Annotated in this window: 14 protein-coding genes; 7 read left to right on the top strand and 7 right to left on the bottom strand. The window is 62.3% G+C overall.

Going from position 1 to position 17,332, the window contains the following annotated elements:
• The first annotated feature begins 265 nt into the window (after positions 1-265).
• Positions 266-1,186 carry a recombination-associated protein RdgC gene (gene rdgC, locus EGJ22_RS20010; protein WP_009686222.1) on the top strand — a complete coding sequence of 307 codons (921 nt, stop codon included), beginning with the start codon at positions 266-268 and terminating at the stop codon, positions 1,184-1,186.
• A 263-nt stretch (positions 1,187-1,449) separates the two neighbouring features.
• Complete coding sequence (sugE, locus tag EGJ22_RS20005) at positions 1,450-1,767, top strand: quaternary ammonium compound efflux SMR transporter SugE (RefSeq protein ID WP_009686221.1); 318 nt, start codon at positions 1,450-1,452, stop codon at positions 1,765-1,767.
• A gap of 9 nt (positions 1,768-1,776) precedes the next feature.
• Here the strand turns inward: sugE and EGJ22_RS20000 are convergent, their stop codons facing one another.
• From EGJ22_RS20000 to EGJ22_RS19985, 4 genes are all read right to left on the bottom strand, one after another.
• Positions 1,777-3,654: an MFS transporter gene (locus EGJ22_RS20000; protein ID WP_125920371.1), complete on the bottom strand. Its 1,878-nt coding sequence runs from the start codon at positions 3,652-3,654 to the stop codon at positions 1,777-1,779.
• Positions 3,655-3,793: 139 nt separating this feature from the next.
• A complete protein-coding gene (locus EGJ22_RS19995; protein WP_115293524.1) occupies positions 3,794-4,627 on the bottom strand; it encodes an amidohydrolase in 834 nt (277 codons plus the stop codon).
• A gap of 23 nt (positions 4,628-4,650) precedes the next feature.
• Positions 4,651-5,925: an MFS transporter gene (locus tag EGJ22_RS19990; protein WP_125920370.1), complete on the bottom strand. Its 1,275-nt coding sequence runs from the start codon at positions 5,923-5,925 to the stop codon at positions 4,651-4,653.
• A gap of 99 nt (positions 5,926-6,024) precedes the next feature.
• Entirely contained in the window at positions 6,025-6,756 is a 732-nt protein-coding gene (locus tag EGJ22_RS19985) for a GntR family transcriptional regulator (RefSeq protein ID WP_029886688.1), read from the bottom strand.
• Positions 6,757-7,016: 260 nt separating this feature from the next.
• Between EGJ22_RS19985 and EGJ22_RS19980 the strand changes: the two genes are divergently transcribed.
• Positions 7,017-10,493: a PAS domain-containing hybrid sensor histidine kinase/response regulator gene (locus tag EGJ22_RS19980; RefSeq protein WP_009686216.1), complete on the top strand. Its 3,477-nt coding sequence runs from the start codon at positions 7,017-7,019 to the stop codon at positions 10,491-10,493.
• Here the strand turns inward: EGJ22_RS19980 and rmuC are convergent.
• Together rmuC and EGJ22_RS19970 are read right to left on the bottom strand one after the other, a co-directional pair.
• The gene (gene rmuC / locus EGJ22_RS19975) at positions 10,465-11,838 is read right to left on the bottom strand and encodes a DNA recombination protein RmuC (RefSeq protein WP_175442642.1); all 1,374 of its coding nucleotides are present in this window, start codon (positions 11,836-11,838) and stop codon (positions 10,465-10,467) included. The two genes, EGJ22_RS19980 and rmuC, sit on opposite strands and share 29 nt — an antisense overlap.
• 159 nt (positions 11,839-11,997) lie before the next feature.
• Positions 11,998-12,417 carry a tetratricopeptide repeat protein gene (locus EGJ22_RS19970; protein ID WP_125920369.1) on the bottom strand — a complete coding sequence of 140 codons (420 nt, stop codon included), beginning with the start codon at positions 12,415-12,417 and terminating at the stop codon, positions 11,998-12,000.
• Between the two features lie 946 nt (positions 12,418-13,363).
• On the opposite strand from EGJ22_RS19970, the gene EGJ22_RS19965 reads away from it, so the two are divergent.
• From EGJ22_RS19965 to EGJ22_RS19955, 3 genes are all read left to right on the top strand, one after another.
• Positions 13,364-13,588 (top strand): hypothetical protein, encoded by a 225-nt coding sequence (locus EGJ22_RS19965; protein ID WP_009686213.1) that lies wholly within the window; start codon positions 13,364-13,366, stop codon positions 13,586-13,588.
• Between the two features lie 250 nt (positions 13,589-13,838).
• Positions 13,839-14,321: a hypothetical protein gene (locus EGJ22_RS19960; RefSeq protein WP_009686212.1), complete on the top strand. Its 483-nt coding sequence runs from the start codon at positions 13,839-13,841 to the stop codon at positions 14,319-14,321.
• 147 nt (positions 14,322-14,468) lie between these two features.
• A complete protein-coding gene (locus tag EGJ22_RS19955; protein ID WP_125920368.1) occupies positions 14,469-15,734 on the top strand; it encodes an OmpP1/FadL family transporter in 1,266 nt (421 codons plus the stop codon).
• 220 nt (positions 15,735-15,954) lie between these two features.
• Here the strand turns inward: EGJ22_RS19955 and EGJ22_RS19950 are convergent, their stop codons facing one another.
• Entirely contained in the window at positions 15,955-16,884 is a 930-nt protein-coding gene (locus EGJ22_RS19950; protein WP_125920367.1) for a LysR family transcriptional regulator, read from the bottom strand.
• Positions 16,885-16,998: 114 nt separating this feature from the next.
• Here EGJ22_RS19950 and EGJ22_RS19945 point away from each other — a divergent pair, with 114 nt between their 5' ends.
• Positions 16,999-17,259 carry a DUF2798 domain-containing protein gene (locus EGJ22_RS19945; RefSeq protein ID WP_009686210.1) on the top strand — a complete coding sequence of 87 codons (261 nt, stop codon included), beginning with the start codon at positions 16,999-17,001 and terminating at the stop codon, positions 17,257-17,259.
• The last annotated feature ends 73 nt before the right edge of the window (positions 17,260-17,332 follow it).

The following is a 17,332-nucleotide window of genomic DNA, read 5'->3' as shown; positions in this document are numbered from 1 at the left end:
GACCCTCTGCTTGTAAGGCAGATGCTCTCCCGGCTGAGCTAATCACCCATGTCTCTCGGTGTGGCGCGCATTCTACGTACGCCCCTGCACCCTGGCAAGCACTTTTTAAACTTTCTTCAAAAAAAACCTCAGGCCTTTCAAAGACCTAGCGTTGCCAGGCGTTTTCTTGCGCCATTAACCACTACTGGCCCTCTGACAGGGTTGGCCTGGGAGCACTGCTCGGAGAATAATGCCCGCCTTATGCATTAATGAGAGATTGCCCCGCATGTGGTTCAAGAACCTGCTGACCTACCGCCTGACCCAGGAAGTACCGTTCGAGCCTGAAGCGCTGGAGGCCGCCCTGGCCAGCAAGCCGGCCCGCGCCTGTGCCAGCCAGGAGCTGTCCACCTATGGTTTCATCGCACCGTTCGGCAAAGGCGAAGACGCGCCCTTGGTGCATGTCAGCGGCGAGTACCTGCTGATTGCCGCACGCAAGGAAGAACGCATCCTGCCAAGCAGCGTGGTCAATGACGCCGTGAAGGAAAAGGTCGAAGAGATCGAGACCGAGCAGATGCGCAAGGTCTACAAGAAGGAACGCGACCAGATCAAGGATGAGATCATCCAGGCCTTCCTGCCGCGCGCGTTCATCCGCCGCTCGATGATCTTCGCTGCCATTGCTCCGCGTCAGGGTGTGATCCTGGTCAACTCGGCCAGCGCCAAGCGTGCCGAAGACCTGCTGTCGACCCTGCGTGAAGTGATGGGCTCGCTGCCAGTGCGCCCAGCCACGGTAAAAATCGCACCGGTTGCTACCATGACCGACTGGGTCAAGTCGCAACAGGCTGCTGAAGGCTTCTACGTGCTGGACGAGTGCGAACTGCGCGACACCGCCGAAGACGGTGGCATCGTGCGCTGCAAACGCCAGGACCTGACCGGCGAAGAAATCCAGCTGCACCTGAGCACCGGCAAGGTGGTTACCCAACTGGCCCTGGCCTGGCAGGACAAGCTGTCGTTCATCCTCGACGACAAGATGGTCATCAAGCGCCTGAAGTTCGAAGAGCTGCTGCAGGAGCAGGCCGAACAGGACGGTGGCGATGAGGCGGCCCAGCAGTTCGACGCCAGCTTCCAGCTGATGATGATGACCTTTGCCGAATTCTTGCCGGTACTGTTCGAGGCCCTGGGTGGCGAGGAGATTCCGCAGGGGGTCTGAAAGCAGTAGCGAAAGGCAAGTGGCAAGTGGCAAGTGGCAAGTGGCAAGTGGCAAGTGGCAAGTGGCAAGTGAAAGTACTACGGTGCCGCATCGAACACGGCACCCCTGCTTTGGATTTTTCTTGCAGCTTGCAGCTTGCGTCTCGCGTCTTGCCCTGAAACCTGCAGGTGTGCACTATAGTGCTCACTGTGAGGACGACCTCACGACGCACCGCGTGATCATTACGGGGACGGCCCCATCATTCACCACGATGGAGAAGCACCATGTCCTGGATCATCCTGTTCTTCGCCGGCCTGTTCGAGGTCGGCTGGGCCGTAGGCCTCAAATACACCGACGGCTTCAGCAAGCCACTGCCCACCGTACTCACCGTCGCCGCCATGGCTATCAGCCTCGGCCTTCTGGGCCTGGCCATGAAGGAGTTGCCGCTGGGCACTGCCTACGCCATCTGGACCGGGGTGGGTGCCGTGGGCACGGTAATCGCCGGCATTATCCTGTTCGGCGAATCCATGGCCCTGGTACGCCTGGTTAGCGTGGCGCTGATCATCACCGGCCTGGTCGGCCTGAAGGTCAGCGCCAGCTGATCCTCTCCCCTAGCGCAGGTTGCCGCGCAAGCGGCTGACCTGCTCTCGCAAGGCTTCTGGCTGCGCCGCCTCCACCGGGATGGCGGCACCGGCCACGATGGTCACCCGCGACCACAACCGCTTGAAGAAGCCTTTGCGTGGGTCGCGGCTGAAGAAACTGCCCCACAAGCCCTGCAAGGCCAGCGGAATTACCGGCACCGGGGTTTCTTCGAGGATGCGCTTGACGCCCCCCTTGAACACATCGATTTCACCATCACCGGTCAGTTTGCCCTCCGGGAAGATGCACACCAGTTCGCCGTCGGCCAGGTACGCGGCAATGCGCGCGAACGCCCGCTCGTACGTGGCCTGGTCTTCATTGCGCCCGGCAATCGGGATGGCCCCTGCGGTACGGAAAACAAAGTTGAGCACCGGCAGGTTGTAGATCTTGTAGTACATGACAAAGCGGATCGGCCGGCGGATCGCCCCACCCAACAGCAGCGCGTCGACGAACGAGACATGGTTGCACACCAGCAACGCCGCACCCTGGTCGGGAATGCGCTGCAGGTCACGGTGCTGCACGCGGTACATCGAATGGCTGAGCAGCCAGATCAAGAAGCGCATGGTGAACTCGGGCACGATCCTGAAAATGTAGGCGTTGACCGCGATATTGAGCAGCGACACCACCAGGAACAGCTGGGGGATGCTCAGCTTGGCCAGGCCCAGCAGGAGGATGGTGAGCAGTGCCGACACCACCATGAACAGGGCATTTAGGATGTTGTTGGCCGCGATTACCCGGGCGCGCTGGTCTTCGCCGGTGCGGGCCTGGATCAAGGCATACAGCGGCACGATATAGAAGCCGCCGAACACCCCCAGGCCAATGATCGACAGCAGGATCCACCAGGCCTGGCTCATGCCCAGCAGCGCCAGCCAGTCATGCGGCGCAGCGGCCGCTGGCACATCGCCAGAGTGGCACCACCACAGCAGCCCGAACAAGGTCAGGCCGAACGAGCCGAATGGCACCAGGCCGATTTCCACCTTGCGCCCGCTGAGCCGTTCGCACAGCAGCGAGCCCAGCGCGATGCCCACCGAGAACAGCGTCAGCACCAGCGTTACCACGGTGCCGTCACCGTGCAGCCAGTCCTTGGCGTAGGCCGGAATCTGCGTAAGGTAGATGGCACCGACAAACCAGAACCACGAGTTGCCGACGATCGAGCGCGACACTGCCGGCGGCTGGCCCAGGCCCATGCGCAGGATCACCCACGATTGCTTGAAGATATTCCAGTCCAGCGGCATGTTCGGCGAGGCCGCGGCTGCCCGCGGGATCCAGCGGCTGGCCAGGTAGCCCAGCACCGCAGTGCCGACCACCCCCCCGGCCACCACGGTGGCGTAGCTGTCGGCCGACATCATCACCCCGGCGCCGATGGTGCCTGCCAGGATGGCAAGGAAGGTGCCGGTTTCGACCAGCCCGTTGCCACCGACCAGCTCTTCTTCACGCAGGGCCTGGGGCAGGATGGAATACTTCACCGGGCCGAACAGCGCCGAATGCGTGCCCATGCCGAACAGCGCCACCAGCATCAGCGCCAGGTGGTTGGTGATGAAGCCCAGGGCGCCGACCGCCATGATCGCGATCTCGGCCAGCTTGATGGCGCGGATCAGCGCGTCCTTGGCAAACTTTTCGCCAAACTGCCCACCTAACGCCGAAAACAGGAAAAACGGCAGAATGAACAGCAAGGCACACAGGTTGACCCAGATCGACCGGTCACCCTCGCCCAGGCTGAGCTTGAACAGGATCGCCAGGATCAGCGACTGCTTGAACAGGTTGTCGTTGAAGGCACCCAGCGACTGAGTGATGAAAAACGGCAGGAAGCGCCGCTTGCCGAGCAAGGTGAATTGCGAGGAATGACTCATCGTCCTTGGTCCTGATGGCTTTTCAATTGGAGGCGCGCCGGGCGCACCAGGCCACAAATCTGCATGGGAAATGCAGCGGCTGGCAAGCGCAGGGTCAGAACCCGCCACCCTCAGCGGGTCGATCGCGCCCGGCAGGCGCTCATTCGAAACCGAACAAAGCCCGCGCGGTATCCACCAGCAGGGCCTGGCGCAGCTGAGCCGAGCAACCCAAGGCCTCGAACTGCTGCACTGCAGTGGCAAAGCTGATCGTCGACTCATGCTGGGTATGCGGCCAATCACTGCCCCACATCAAGCGCTCGGCGCCGTAATGCGCTTCCAGCGCGCACAGTGCCGAGCGCGCGAAGGCCAGATTCTCGTCCGGCGCCCCCGCCAACCGGTAGATCCCCGACACCTTCACCCAAACCTTGCCCTGCCCGCCCAGGGTCAACAGTTCGGCGAACCCGGGCTGACCCAGCCCACGGCGGGCATCGGGGCGGCCGAAATGGTCGATGACGATGTTCAGGCCATAGGGCTGCAGCGTGCGGACCAGTGCCGGTATGTCCGCCACCTGCCGGTGCAGTTCCAGGTGCCAGCCTTGTTCGCCAATGCGTTCGAGCAGCGGTCGCCAGCGGCGACTGGCCAGGTCCGGCAGGGTCTGACCCATCAGGTTCAGGCGCACACCACGCACGCCTGACCGGGCCATGTCGGCAAGGGTGTGTGGCTCGACATCGGGCGCCAGCATCACCACCCCGCGCAGTTGCTGCGGCACAGCCTGCAGGGCGCTGAGCAGGTAGCGGTTGTCGGTGCCGAGGAAACTCGGCTGCACCAGCACGCCATGGCTGAAACCATGGGCCAGCAGCTGGCCCAGGTAGTCGCCCAGCGGCGCATCGTAATCAGGGGCATAGCGCCGCTCACTGGCCAGCGCCAGCCCACGGCTGAAAACGTGGGCGTGGCTGTCGATCGCGCTCAGGTGTAAAGGAGGTACGTCGGGCATGGCTCTCATACAGAAAAGTCAGGTTATTTGGCAACTGCCCCGGCGGTGTGCGGCGCCGTGGCATTTTCGAGGGTGCGCCCGCGGGTCTCCGGCAAGCACAAGGCGGCGATCACCGCCACGCCATAGGCGATGCCAGCGTCGATACCAATGGCGCTGCCCAAGGACATCGACTCGCTCATGTGGACGACCAGGAACGGGAACACTGCCGACAGTACGCGGCCGAAGTTGTAGCAGAAGCCCACCCCGGCACCCCGCACCTCGGCCGGGTACAGTTCATTGAAAAACGCCCCCAGACTGGCCGGGATACCGGCGGCGAAAAAGCCCAGCGGGAAGCCTAGGAACAGCATCTGCGTGTTGGTCAGCGGGAAGAACACATAGGCTTGTACGGTCAGCACGCAGCACAGGGCGAACAGCAGAATATTCTTGCGCCGGCCGATGCGGTCGATCAGCAGGCCGCTGACCACGCAACCGCACCAGAACGCCAGGATGATCACCGCCAGGTAAGCACCGGAGTTCAGCACCGACAGGTTGCGCTCGGTTTTGAGGAAGGTCGGCAGCCAGGTCATCACCGCGTGGTACCCACCATGGGCGCCCAGGCCAAGCAGGCCGCCCAGCAAGGTCACGCGCAACAGCTGCGGGCGGAAGATGCCGGCCATGGAGTGCAGGAAGCTGGCAGGGATGGCATTGGCGTTGTGCAGGCGCTGGAAGCTGTCCGGCTCGGGCACGTTGCGGCGTACCCAAAGGATCAGCAACGACGGCAACAGGCCGACGAAGAACATCACCCGCCAGGCAAATTCCTGCGGCACCAGCGAGTAGATCAGCATGAACAGTGCCACGGCCAGTCCCCAGCCCACGGCCCAGGCGCTCTGCACCGTGCCCATGACCTTGCCGCGGTATTTCGGGTTGATGGTTTCGGCCATCAGCACGGCGCCGGCAGCCCACTCGCCGCCGATACCGAAGCCTTGCATGGCCTTGACCAACAGCAAGGGGTAAAAACCGGTGACGAACGCCGAGAGGAAGGTGAAGCACGAGAACCAGAGGATCATCCACTGCAGGGTCCGCACGCGGCCGTAGCGGTCGGACAAGGTGCCACCCAGCCAGCCGCCGATGGCCGAAGTCACCAGGGTCAGGCCACTGATCAGGCCGGCATCGCCTTTGCTCAGGGAGAACGCGGCGATCAGCGCCGGGATGGCCAGGCCGAACATCTGCACTTCCAGCGCATCGAGCGACCAGCCGCCGAAACAGGCCCAGAATGTCTTGCGTTCCCGCGAGGTGATCTGGCGATACCAACTGAACATGATTGTTATCCTTCTAGTGTGTGCCTGTGACCGCCAGGCAAGCGAAGCCACCGCGCCGCGTGTGCACGGCGCAGAGGGAAACGGGGTGCAGCCGCCGGCTTAGCGAATGTCGATGCGGTAGCGGAAGTGCTGCGCATGGCCGCGTGAGCGGCGCCATTCCAGCGGCTTGCCGGCGTAGTCACGGGCCAGGCGCTCGATCACCACCACCGGGCTGCCGGCCGGCAGTTGCAGCAAACGGCCATGCGCCGCGTCAACCGCTTCGGCGGTGAGGGTTTCTTCGGCGTAGGCGACCACCTGGCCGCACAGTGCTTCGTAGAGGGGGTACAGCAGCGGCCCCTCGCTGTTCAGGTCGACCTCCAGCAACGGCTGGAACGTCTGGCGCGGCAACCAGATTTCTTCGGCCAGTACCGGCTGGGCGCCGAGCAGACGCGTACGGACAATTCGGATCACCTCGCTGTGAACCGCCAGGCCCAGTGCTTCGGCGACCGCCGAAGGCGCGGTCATCGGCTCGATGGCAAGAATGCGGCTTTCAGGCACCGCGCGCTGGCCATTGGCGGCTTCGAAGCGGAAGAACCGGAACAGCGAAGACTGGAATTGCGGGCGGCGCACGAAGGTACCGCGCCCCTGCTGACGCTCCAGCACGCCTTCAGCCACCAGTACGTCCACGGCTTTGCGCACGGTGCCGACTGACATGTCGAACTCGGTGGCCAAGGCAGCCTCAGTCGGGATCGCTTCGCCTGGGCGCCAGCGGTTGTTGGCAATCTGCTCAAGCAGGTGGTCGCGCAGTTGTTGGTAACGGGGCAGTCGAGCATCACCGGACAGTGGGTGCATGGGTCTCGCTCTCTTGTTGTTATATAAACATATATATGAATTCTGGAGGCAGTATTCCCCGCGTATGCCGGGCTGTCAATCCTCCGCCTGTCGCGGTTCTGAGGCGTGAGCTGCCTTGCTGGCGACAGGGCCGGTACCGGTCAGCGAAGCCGGGCCCTGCGACCACGCGCCACTGCGACCATCGTCGGCGCTGACGAAGCGCCACCAGCGTGCCAGACTGGTAGATCGGGACCGCGTTATCTTATTGCTTCGGAGTTTTCATGTCGTTGTCCAGCGGGCTGATCGCCGTGGTCGCCCTGGCCTATATGGCCATCATGTTCGCCATCGCCTTCTATGGCGACCGCCGCAGCACGCCGTTGCCGCCCAAGCTGCGTGCCTGGGTGTACAGCCTGTCGCTGGCCGTGTACTGCACCAGCTGGACCTTCTTCGGCGCCGTTGGCCAGGCCGCCGAACAACTGTGGGCGTTCTTGCCGATCTACCTGGGCCCGGTACTGCTGCTGATTTTTGCGCCTTGGGTGTTGCAGAAGATGGTGCTGATCAGCAAGCAGCAGAACATCACCTCGATCGCCGACTTTATCGCCGCACGCTATGGCAAGTCGCAGACCCTGGCGGTGGTAGTGGCGCTGATCTGCCTGGTTGGCGTGCTGCCCTACATCGCCCTGCAGCTCAAGGGCATCGTGCTGGGCGTGAACTTGCTGATCGGCGCCAGTGCCGACGCCACCGGCACACGCGTCCAGGACACCGCGCTGGTGGTGTCGCTGGTATTGGCGCTGTTCGCCATCGTGTTTGGCACGCGCAGCCTGGACGTGACCGAACACCACCGTGGCATGGTCCTGGCCATTGCCTTCGAATCGCTGATCAAGCTGCTGGCCTTCCTGGCTGTGGGCATCTTCGTGGTGTTCAACCTGTATGACGGCTTCGGCGACCTGTTCAGCCAGGCACGCCAGTCGATTCAGTTGCAGGATTACTGGCAGGAGACCATCAATTGGCCCTCCATGGTGGTGCAGACCGCCGTGGCGATGATGGCGATCATCTGCCTGCCGCGGCAGTTCCACGTTACCGTGGTGGAGAACATCGAACCACAAGACCTGCGCCTGGCCCGCTGGGTGTTCCCCCTGTACCTGGGGCTGGCTGCCCTGTTCGTGGTGCCGATTGCCCTGGCCGGGCAAATGCTGCTGCCAGGGGCCGTGATTTCCGACTCGTTCGTGATCAGCCTGCCGCTGGCCGAGGCCCACCCGAGCCTGGCGCTGCTGGCGTTCATCGGCGGCGCCTCGGCAGCCACCGGCATGGTCATCGTCGAGGCCGTGGCACTGTCGACCATGGTCTCCAACGACATGCTGCTGCCCTGGCTGCTACGCCGCAACAATGCCGAACGGCCGTTCGAAGCCTTCCGTCACTGGATGCTCTCGGTGCGCCGGGTGACCATCGTGGTGATCCTGCTGCTGGCCTATGTCAGCTATCGCCTGCTGGGCTCGACCGCCAGCCTGGCAACCATCGGCCAGATCGCGTTCGCCGCCGTGACCCAATTGACCCCGGCCATGCTCGGCGCACTGTACTGGAAGCAGGCTAACCGCCGCGGTGTGTTTGCCGGCCTGGCTGCCGGTATCTTCCTGTGGTTCTACACCTTGGTGTTGCCGATTGCCGCGCACAGTGTGGGCTGGCCCCTGCAGGTGTTCCCAGGGCTGGCTTGGCTGCACGGCAACCCGCTGAACCTGCCAATCAGCCCCCTGACCCAAGGCGTGGTGTTGTCGCTGGCGGGCAACTTCACCCTGTTCGCCTGGGTGTCGCTGCTGTCGCGCACGCGGGTGTCCGAACATTGGCAGGCTGGCCGCTTCATTGGCCAGCAGACCAGCGCCCGGCCCAGCAGCAAGCCGCTGCTGGCGGTACAGATCGACGACCTGCTGACCCTGGCATCGCGCTTTGTTGGCGAAGAGCGCGCCCGGCAGAGCTTTATCCGCTTTGCCTACCGCCAGGGCAAAGGCTTCAACCCCAACCAGAACGCGGACGGCGACTGGATCGAACACACCGAACGGCTGCTGGCCGGCGTGCTGGGCACCTCGTCGACCCGCGCGGTGGTCAAGGCGGCCATCGAAGGCCGCGACATGCAGCTGGAAGACGTGGTACGCATCGCCGATGAAGCCAGCGAAGTCCTGCAGTTCAACCGCGCCCTGCTGCAGGGAGCAATCGAAAACATCAACCAAGGCATCAGTGTGGTCGACCAGAACCTGCACCTGGTGGCCTGGAACCGCCGTTACCTTGAGCTGTTCAACTACCCGGAGGGGCTGATCAGCGTCGGCCGGCCGATTGCCGACATCATCCGTTACAACGCCGAGCGCGGGTTGTGCGGCCCCGGCGAAGCACAGGTGCACGTGGCGCGCCGCCTGCACTGGATGCGCCAGGGCCGTGCGCACTCCTCCGAGCGGTTGTTCCCCAACGGCCGGGTAATCGAGTTGATCGGCAACCCGATGCCCGGGGGCGGGTTCGTCATGAGTTTCACCGACATCACGCCGTTCCGCGAGGCCGAACAGGCACTGCGCGATGCCAATGAAGGCCTGGAGCAACGGGTGGCCGAGCGCACCCATGAACTGTCGCAACTGAACCAGGCATTGTCCGAAGCCAAGAGCCAGGCCGAAGCGGTCAGCAAGTCCAAGACCCGCTTCCTGGCTGCAGTCAGCCATGACCTGATGCAACCGTTGAACGCTGCGCGGCTGTTTTCCGCCGCCTTGTCGCAGCAGGCCGAAGGCATGAATGAAGAAGCCCGGCAGTTGGTGCAGCACATGGACAGCTCGCTGCGCTCGGCAGAGGAGCTGATCAGCGACCTGCTGGACATCTCGCGCCTGGAAAACGGCAAGATCACCCCAGACGCCAAGCCCTTCGCCCTTACCGAACTGTTCGACACCCTCGGCGCCGAGTTCAAGCTGCTGGCTGCCGAGAAGGGCCTGGAATTCCGCCTGCGCGGCAGCCGCCTGCGGGTGGACAGTGACATGAAGCTGCTGCGCCGGGTGCTGCAGAACTTTCTTACCAACGCTCTGCGCTATGGCAAAAGCCCGATTCTGCTGGGGGCACGGCGCCAGGGCGGGCGGCTGTGGCTGGAAGTCTGGGACCGCGGCCCAGGCATCGCCGACGACAAGCTGCAGGTGATCTTCCAGGAGTTCAAGCGCCTGGACAGCCACCAGACCCGTGCCGAAAAGGGCCTGGGCCTGGGCCTGGCGATCGCCGACGGCCTGTGCCGGGTGCTCGGCCACCCACTGGAAGTGCGTTCATGGCCAGGCAAAGGGACGGTGTTTCGGGTCAGTGTGCCCATCGCCCGCCAGGCCGCGCCGGCACAGCCCGCCCCGCTGGAACAGGCGAGCCAGCCGCTGGCAGGCTTGCAGGTACTGTGCGTAGACAATGAAGACAGCATTCTGATCGGCATGAACAGCCTGCTCAGCCGTTGGGGTTGCCAGGTGTCTACTGCGCGTAACCAGGCCGAATGCGCCGCCTTGCTGGACCACGGCCTGCGCCCGCACCTGGCGCTGGTGGACTACCACCTGGACGACGGCGAGACCGGCACCGGGCTGATGGGCTGGCTACGTGCGCGGTTGGGTGAACCCGTACCGGGTGTGGTGATCAGTGCCGACGGCAGCAAGGAAACCATTGCCCTGGTGCATGCGTCCGGCCTCGACTACCTGGCCAAGCCGGTCAAGCCTGCGGCCCTGCGCGCCATGCTCAATCGCCATCTGAGCCTGGTTCAGTAAGCGCTTGATCGGCCACCGCCGCGTCGGCCAGCGCCCGTTCCAGCAGGTCGGGCGGCAGGCTTTTGCTGGCGCGGGCGCCGAGCAACTTCAATTGCTCGCTGCGGCTTACCAGGTTACCACGCCCCTCGCACAACTTGTTGCGCGCCGCAGCATAGGCTTTGTCCACCTGTTGCAGGCGACTGCCCAGCTCGTCCAGGTCCTGGATGAACAGGACGAACTTGTCGTATAGCCAGCCGGCCCGCTCGGCGATCTCTCGGGCGTTCTGGCCTTGGCGTTCCTGCTTCCAGAGGCTGTCGATCACCCGCAACGTCGCCAGCAAGGTCGTGGGGCTGACGATCACGATCTGCCGGTCGAAGGCTTCCTGGAACAGGTTAGGCTCCGCCTGCAGGGCCGCCGAGAAGGCCGCCTCGATGGGCACGAACAACAACACGAAGTCGAGGCTGTGCAGGCCTTCGAGGCGGTTGTAATCCTTGCTCGACAAGCCTTTGACATGGCTGCGCAGCGATTGCACATGCTGCTTGAGCGCGGCCTCGTCATTGCTGGAAACGAACTGCTGGTAGGCCGTGAGGCTGACCTTGGCGTCCACCACCACCTGCTTGTCGCCCGGCAGCATGATCAGCACATCGGGCTGGAAGCGCTCGCCATCGGCGCTTTTCAGGCTGACCTGGGTCTGGTACTCGCGGCCCTTCTCCAGGCCGGCATGCTCCAGGACCCGCTCGAGAATCAACTCGCCCCAGTTGCCCTGGGTTTTCTGCCCCTTCAGTGCCTGGGTCAGGTTGGTAGCTTCGTCGGACAGGCGCAGGTTGAGCTGTTGCAGGCGCTCCAGCTCCTTGCCCAGCGAGAAGCGCTCCCGGGCTTCCTGCTGGTAGCTCTCCTCGACGCGTTTTTCGAACGACTGGATGCGTTCCTTGAGGGGGTCGAGCAACTGGCCAAGGTGCTGCTGGCTGGTCTGGGCAAAGCGCTGCTCACGCTCGTCGAAGATCTTGGTGGCCATTTCGGCGAACTGGGCACGCAGGGTGTCACGGGCTTCTTGCAGGTCTTCGAGGCGTTGCTGGTGGCTTTCCTGCTGTTCGCGCAGTTCAGCCTCCAGGCGTGCGCTCTGCGCCTCCAGGCGGCGCAGTTCGGCTTCGCGGTTGGCGCGTTCGAGGTGCCAGGCATGGGCGGCGTCGCGGGCGTTGTCGCGGTCGATCTGCAGCAACTCCAGCTCACGACCCTGGGCGGCCAGCTGGCTCTGCTTGAGGGTATTGGCTTCGCTGAGGTCGCTGATTTCGTCGCGGCTGGCATCCAACTGCGCTTGCAGCCCGGCCTGGGCCAACTGGGCGGCGTTGAGGCGCTCCTCCAGCAATGCCTGCTCGCCCTGCCGTGCACCCTGACGGCGCTGGAGCTGCATGATCCACCCCAGGCAGGGCAAAGCCCCTGCCACCACGCCGAGCAGAATGCTGGCCAGATCCACTGTCATGCTTACCCCGAACGCGCTGTACGAATGGGTGCAGCTTATCAGCCTTCAACCCGCAAACCACTGCCCCAGCAGCCGCCGCGCTTCCTGCGAACCTTGCCCCGCCGCAAGCTCCAGCCAGTAACGCGCCTGCGCCGGCGCGTTGTGCTGGCACAACCGCGCGTATTCCAGCTGCGCCCGCCGGTCCCCGGCCCGCGCCGCCTGGCGCAGTAACTCATGGCCAATGCGCCGGTCACGGGCATTGCCGCAATCCCGGCACAGCATTTGCCCTAGCCGGCTTTGCGCCACCACCACACCCTGGCGGGCCGGCTGCTTCAGCAGGCGCCCCGCAAGATGCTTGACCTGGGGCTTGTCACCGAGGCGCGGGCTATCGAGCAGCCACAAGGCCACTTTCAAGCTGAACCGCTTGGCGTCAGGGGGTGGTGTAGGGGCGGCGGAGTTGGCGAGGTGTTTACTGCGGAACTTCATGGCAACACGTCAGGCAATGCGAAAGGCGCGCCACTGTACGCTTTTTTTTTCGCCATGGCCTGTCGAATCCGGAACAATGAAAAAAATTTTAAATGATCTTTTCTTGACGTTCGCCGGCCAATGGCTGGGCTAGTCATCCAGGCTTAGCGATTGTCGGACAGCTCGGCGCGTAGCTGATACGCCCGTGCTAGAGCAAGTGCCGGGGACAATCCACAGTTCCTGTGGATAACTCGGTGGACAACCCTATGACACACCCCGCAAACCCCCGTAAACTGTGGGCTTCAGTCAAACTGACGATTTTTTCACCAGCTGAAAATAGTGTTTTTTTTCATTGACTTAACCACGCAGTCAAGGCATTGGCGAAGTCGGCAGGGGTTGTTGCGATGCTGTTACAAGCCCTGCACCGAATGTGAACAAATGCACCGTGAGCCCTCTTTTGAATGCACGCAATGGGCACATCCGTGGCGATACGGGCCATTTGCACCCTCTTCCCAGCCTGGCAAATTCAGGCCTTACTGCTCGGCTACCCAATACTGACACGGTGCTTGCCAAGCGCACTCATTCACTGTACAGTCCGCCTCGTTAGTACCAAGCTGAAAGTCAATTCTGGCCCAATGTCCTTGCAGTCGCCCACCTCCCAAGTGCGGCCCTGCTGAAACCAGGACGGCCCATTCGATGATTCACTCGCCAGCCACAGGCTGGTCAGGCACGAATCACCCGACAGATTGATCAGGATCCCATCCCGATGGCCGCGAACCTTGGCCTCGGCGTGCTGCCTGCCTTCTGAAGTACCTACCAGTCAGCCCAAGCGCCCACATTTGATTGCGCCCCCTCTGGCTGCCCTGTTCCAGTCAGGTTCGCTCGTCCCTTAATAATGGCGTCACTGGAACGTTTCTATCATGCACGGATCATACTCCCCGTGTTTAAAGCAGGAACATCCAACAATATGCAAACCCATCATCAGATTCAGGCTGCCATTGGCACCCTTTCCCAGGCCTTCTCGCCGTTGAAGTGCCTTATCGTTGCCCCACGCAAAGGCAGCTTCAGCTTTACCCTGGTAGACGAACACGGCGTCGCCTGCCACACCGAGCGCCTGTACCCTGAACAGTACAGCCGCAATGAACCCTTGCAGGCAGTCATTGCAAGGACTCGCCAGTCGCTCACCGCGTGAGCGGCGAATGCTGCAGTATTCATACGCTGAATCATGCCATCGTCTACCTGCCTGAACGTTCACGGCGTAATTGCCTTAGGGCATATACCCCGCAACGTCAGGCAGCAATCGATTTAAAAACAGCTCTTTACACCACGATTATCACACTACACTTCAACTCGAGCGGTACTTGCCGCTTCCGGCGGGCCTGACTCCTTCACCAGCTGCCAAGCTCCAGCGCCCGTCCGGCCCTTTACTGTTCGAGGGCATCATGGGTATTGCGGCGAATGAATTGTGTCAGTATGTGATACGGCCCACCCTGGTTTACCTGAACCGTCACTGCGCCAGCGCTGAAGCCTTGTTACTGGGCATTGCCGCCAGCCAGTCGGCACTCGGGGCTGCCTTGCACGACCGACGCGGGCACGGCCTCTACCGCATTGGCGAACACCGCCACCAAGCGCTGTGGGATAACTACCTGGCCCGTGATCCCGACCTGGCCAGCCTGGTCCGGGGCCTGGCAAGCCAGCATGCCTTCCTGGGCGGCCCGCACCTCGAGCTTACGGTCAACCTGCGATACTCCACGGCCATTGCCTGGATGCTCGTCGAAGAGCACGCCATGCCCTTGCCCGCCGCTGACGATTTACTGGCACTGGCGCGCATATGGCGTCAGATTTTCTCCCCCCAAGGCCGCTTGCGCGACTTCACTCATGCTTGGCACACCTGCGTGGATCAAAGATTGCCCCAGGCATCTTGAGAAGCGCCCTACATCAAAGCCGGAAAAAAGGGAATTTTGGTCGGATTGTCCTACAAAACCGCTCTAACTCCTGCGATTCAGGCTATAGCGCGGCGCGTCATTTGTTGGTAGCTTTTCGCCCCGGAGATCCCAAGGAGTTTTCTAATAATGAAAAAAGTAATGCTCAAAACCTCCCTCGGCGTAGCCGTTGCTCTTGCATCCAGCCAACTGCTCGCCAGCGGCTTTGCATTGAACGAACAGAGCATCAGCAGCATGGGGACAGGTTTCGCGGGACGTTCTTCTTCTGCCGAAGATGCCAGCACCGTGTTTGGCAACCCGGCCGGCATGTCCCGCCTCAAACGTGAACAGGTCACCGTGGGCGGCGCAGCCGTCATCGCCAAAACCGACATTTCCGGGCCAGGCAGCAACCTCGGGGGGGAAACCGATGGTGACATGGTGCCGGTCGTTGGCGTGCCCATGGGCTACTACGTCAAACCTATCGACGACCACTGGAGCGTCGGCTTCGGTGTCTATGTGCCGTTCGGCCTGGTAACCGACTACGGCAGCGATGATGCTGCGCGCTACTGGGGCAAAAAGAGCCACGTTGAGGTCGTCACCTTCCAGCCTACCGTCAGCTACGCCTTCAACGACAAGGTCTCGATCGGTTTTGGTCCAACCATCAACCGCATCAAGGGTGAACTGGGCTCCAGCCTGATCAACCCGTTAACCCCGGGCCGCAACGATGGTGAAGTGAAAATCAAGGGTGACGATACTGCCGTTGGTTACAACATCGGCCTTATGGTGCAGGCCACCGACCGCACCCGCGTCGGCCTGACCTACCACTCGATGGTCGACTACAAGCTGGAAGGCAAGACCCGCGTCAGCACCCCGCTGATCGGGCCGTTCAACGGCAACAAGTTCGATGCCAGCCTGAAGATCAAGACGCCGGAATCGGTCGACCTTTCGGTTACCCACGAACTCGATGACCAGTGGACCCTGTACGCGGGCAGCACCTGGACGCGCTGGAGCCGCCTGGAAAACATCACCGTGCAGAACGATGTGCCTGCGCCACTGGCAGGTTCGGCATTCCAGACCATCACCGAAGAGCAGAACTGGCACGACACCTGGGCACACGCCATTGGTGCATCGTACAAGGTCAACAAGGAGTGGGTACTGCGTACCGGCTTTACCGTTGACCAGTCGCCAACCAACAACCACGACCGTTCGCCGCGCATCCCGACAGGTGATCGCAAGGTGTTCAGCCTGGGCGCAGGCTGGAGCCCGAATGACGACATGACCATTGACGTGGCGTATTCCTACCTTTGGGAAGAAGACACCAAGGTCAACCAGGTCAGCGCAACCAAGGGCAGCTACCAAGCCAAGTACGAGAACAGCGCGCACGGTGTCGGTGCGTCGCTTACCTATCGTTTCTGACGGTACGCGCTACCTGAAAAAAAACGCCCTCGCGGTTAATGCCTGTCAGTTAAGCGTTACTGGGGCTGCTTTGCAGCCCTTCGCGGGCACGCCCGCTCCCACGAGTTTGGCGCTGAACTCAAGAAAGCGCGATTCCCTGTGGGAGCGGGCGTGACCGCGAAGGGTCGCAAAGCGGCCCCAAATTACTTAACTGACAGGCATTACCCTCGTAGCGGTTTTTTCACGTCTGGACCTGCCAGGTGTCAGCCAGGTGTTCACGCAGGTACGCCGTGAACACGCGCACAGCAGGCGTCATGGCAAAGCGGTCCGCCAGGCACAGGTAGATGTCCATCGGCTCGGTCTGGGCGTATGCCTGGCCGTTGTCGCTGTATTCAAACAACGGCACCAGCGCACCTGAAGCCAGATGTGGCCGCACGATGAATTCGGCCAGGCGGGTAATACCACCATCGTGCACGGCCATGTGGGTCAGCGCATCGATGTCGTCGCTGATGAGCACGTTGCCGAACACCGGCTCGAAGCGCAGCCCGTCACGCATGAACCCCCAACGTAGCAGGCGGCCGTCCACCGGGTAGCGGAACACCAGGCACCGGTGATCGCGCAGGGCCTCAGGCGTGCTCGGTAGGCCGGCGCTTTGCAAGTAGCCGGGTGAGGCGCAGCAAATGAACGGGATACGGGCGATGTGCCGGGCCAGCAGCTGCTCTTCCAACTGCGGGGTGATGCGCAGGCTCACATCGACATCTTCACGGGCATGGTTGACGCGGCGATCGGTCGTTACCAATTCTATCGAAAGCATTGGGTAGCGGGCGCTGAAGGCGGGTATCAGGGGAGCCACTACATGGCGACCGAACGCCGAGGTCGAAGCAATGCACAGTCGGCCTTGGGGTTCACTGTCTGGGGTGGTGATGGCCTGCTCGGCTTCGGCAAGATCACGTTCGATATGACTGACACGTTGGTAGTACTGGTTGCCTGCGGGTGTCAGGGACATGCTACGGGTTGTGCGGGTAAGCAGGCGCACCTGCAGGTGGCTTTCCAGGCGGGCGAGGTTCTGGCTGACCGCGGCCGGAGTGAGGCCGAGGTTACGGGCGCCAGCGGCAATGCTGCCGGCTTCGACGACCTTGATGAAGCAACGGATGGCGTTGAGCAGGTCCATGCAGTGGCCCTTGATTCGTAAGCATCTCTTTATAAAGAACTCAGTATTGCTGGTCTACTGCTGCCATTGCGAGGGTTGCTAGCCTGCAGCTTCACTTAACTTCAAGGAGTACGCATGAACGATCTGTCCCCCACCCGCCGCCGCCGCAAATTGCACCCCGTTGCCACGCCCTATGTTTTCGCGTTCTACATGTCTTCGATCATGGCGTTATTGATGAGCTTTGTTATTACAGCAGCGAACGCTGGCGTTACCCCCGACTACCTGAGCAATGTATTGAAGGCCTATCAGTTGGCGATGCCGGTGGCGTTTGTCTGTGTATTGATGGTGAGGCCGGTGGTTGTACGGCTGGTGGCGATCACGGTGCATGCAAAGTGAGGTCGTCTACCGCTGGCACAGGTGGCGCTGGCCCACCTCTTCACCCCCGCACGGCTGTTGATCTGGCTTTGAT

The sequence above is a fragment of the Pseudomonas sp. p99-361 genome (genome assembly GCF_003935475.1).
In the GTDB taxonomy this organism is placed as follows: Bacteria; Pseudomonadota; Gammaproteobacteria; order Pseudomonadales; family Pseudomonadaceae; genus Aquipseudomonas; species Aquipseudomonas juntendi.
This window is presented reverse-complemented; position numbering and strand designations above follow the sequence as displayed.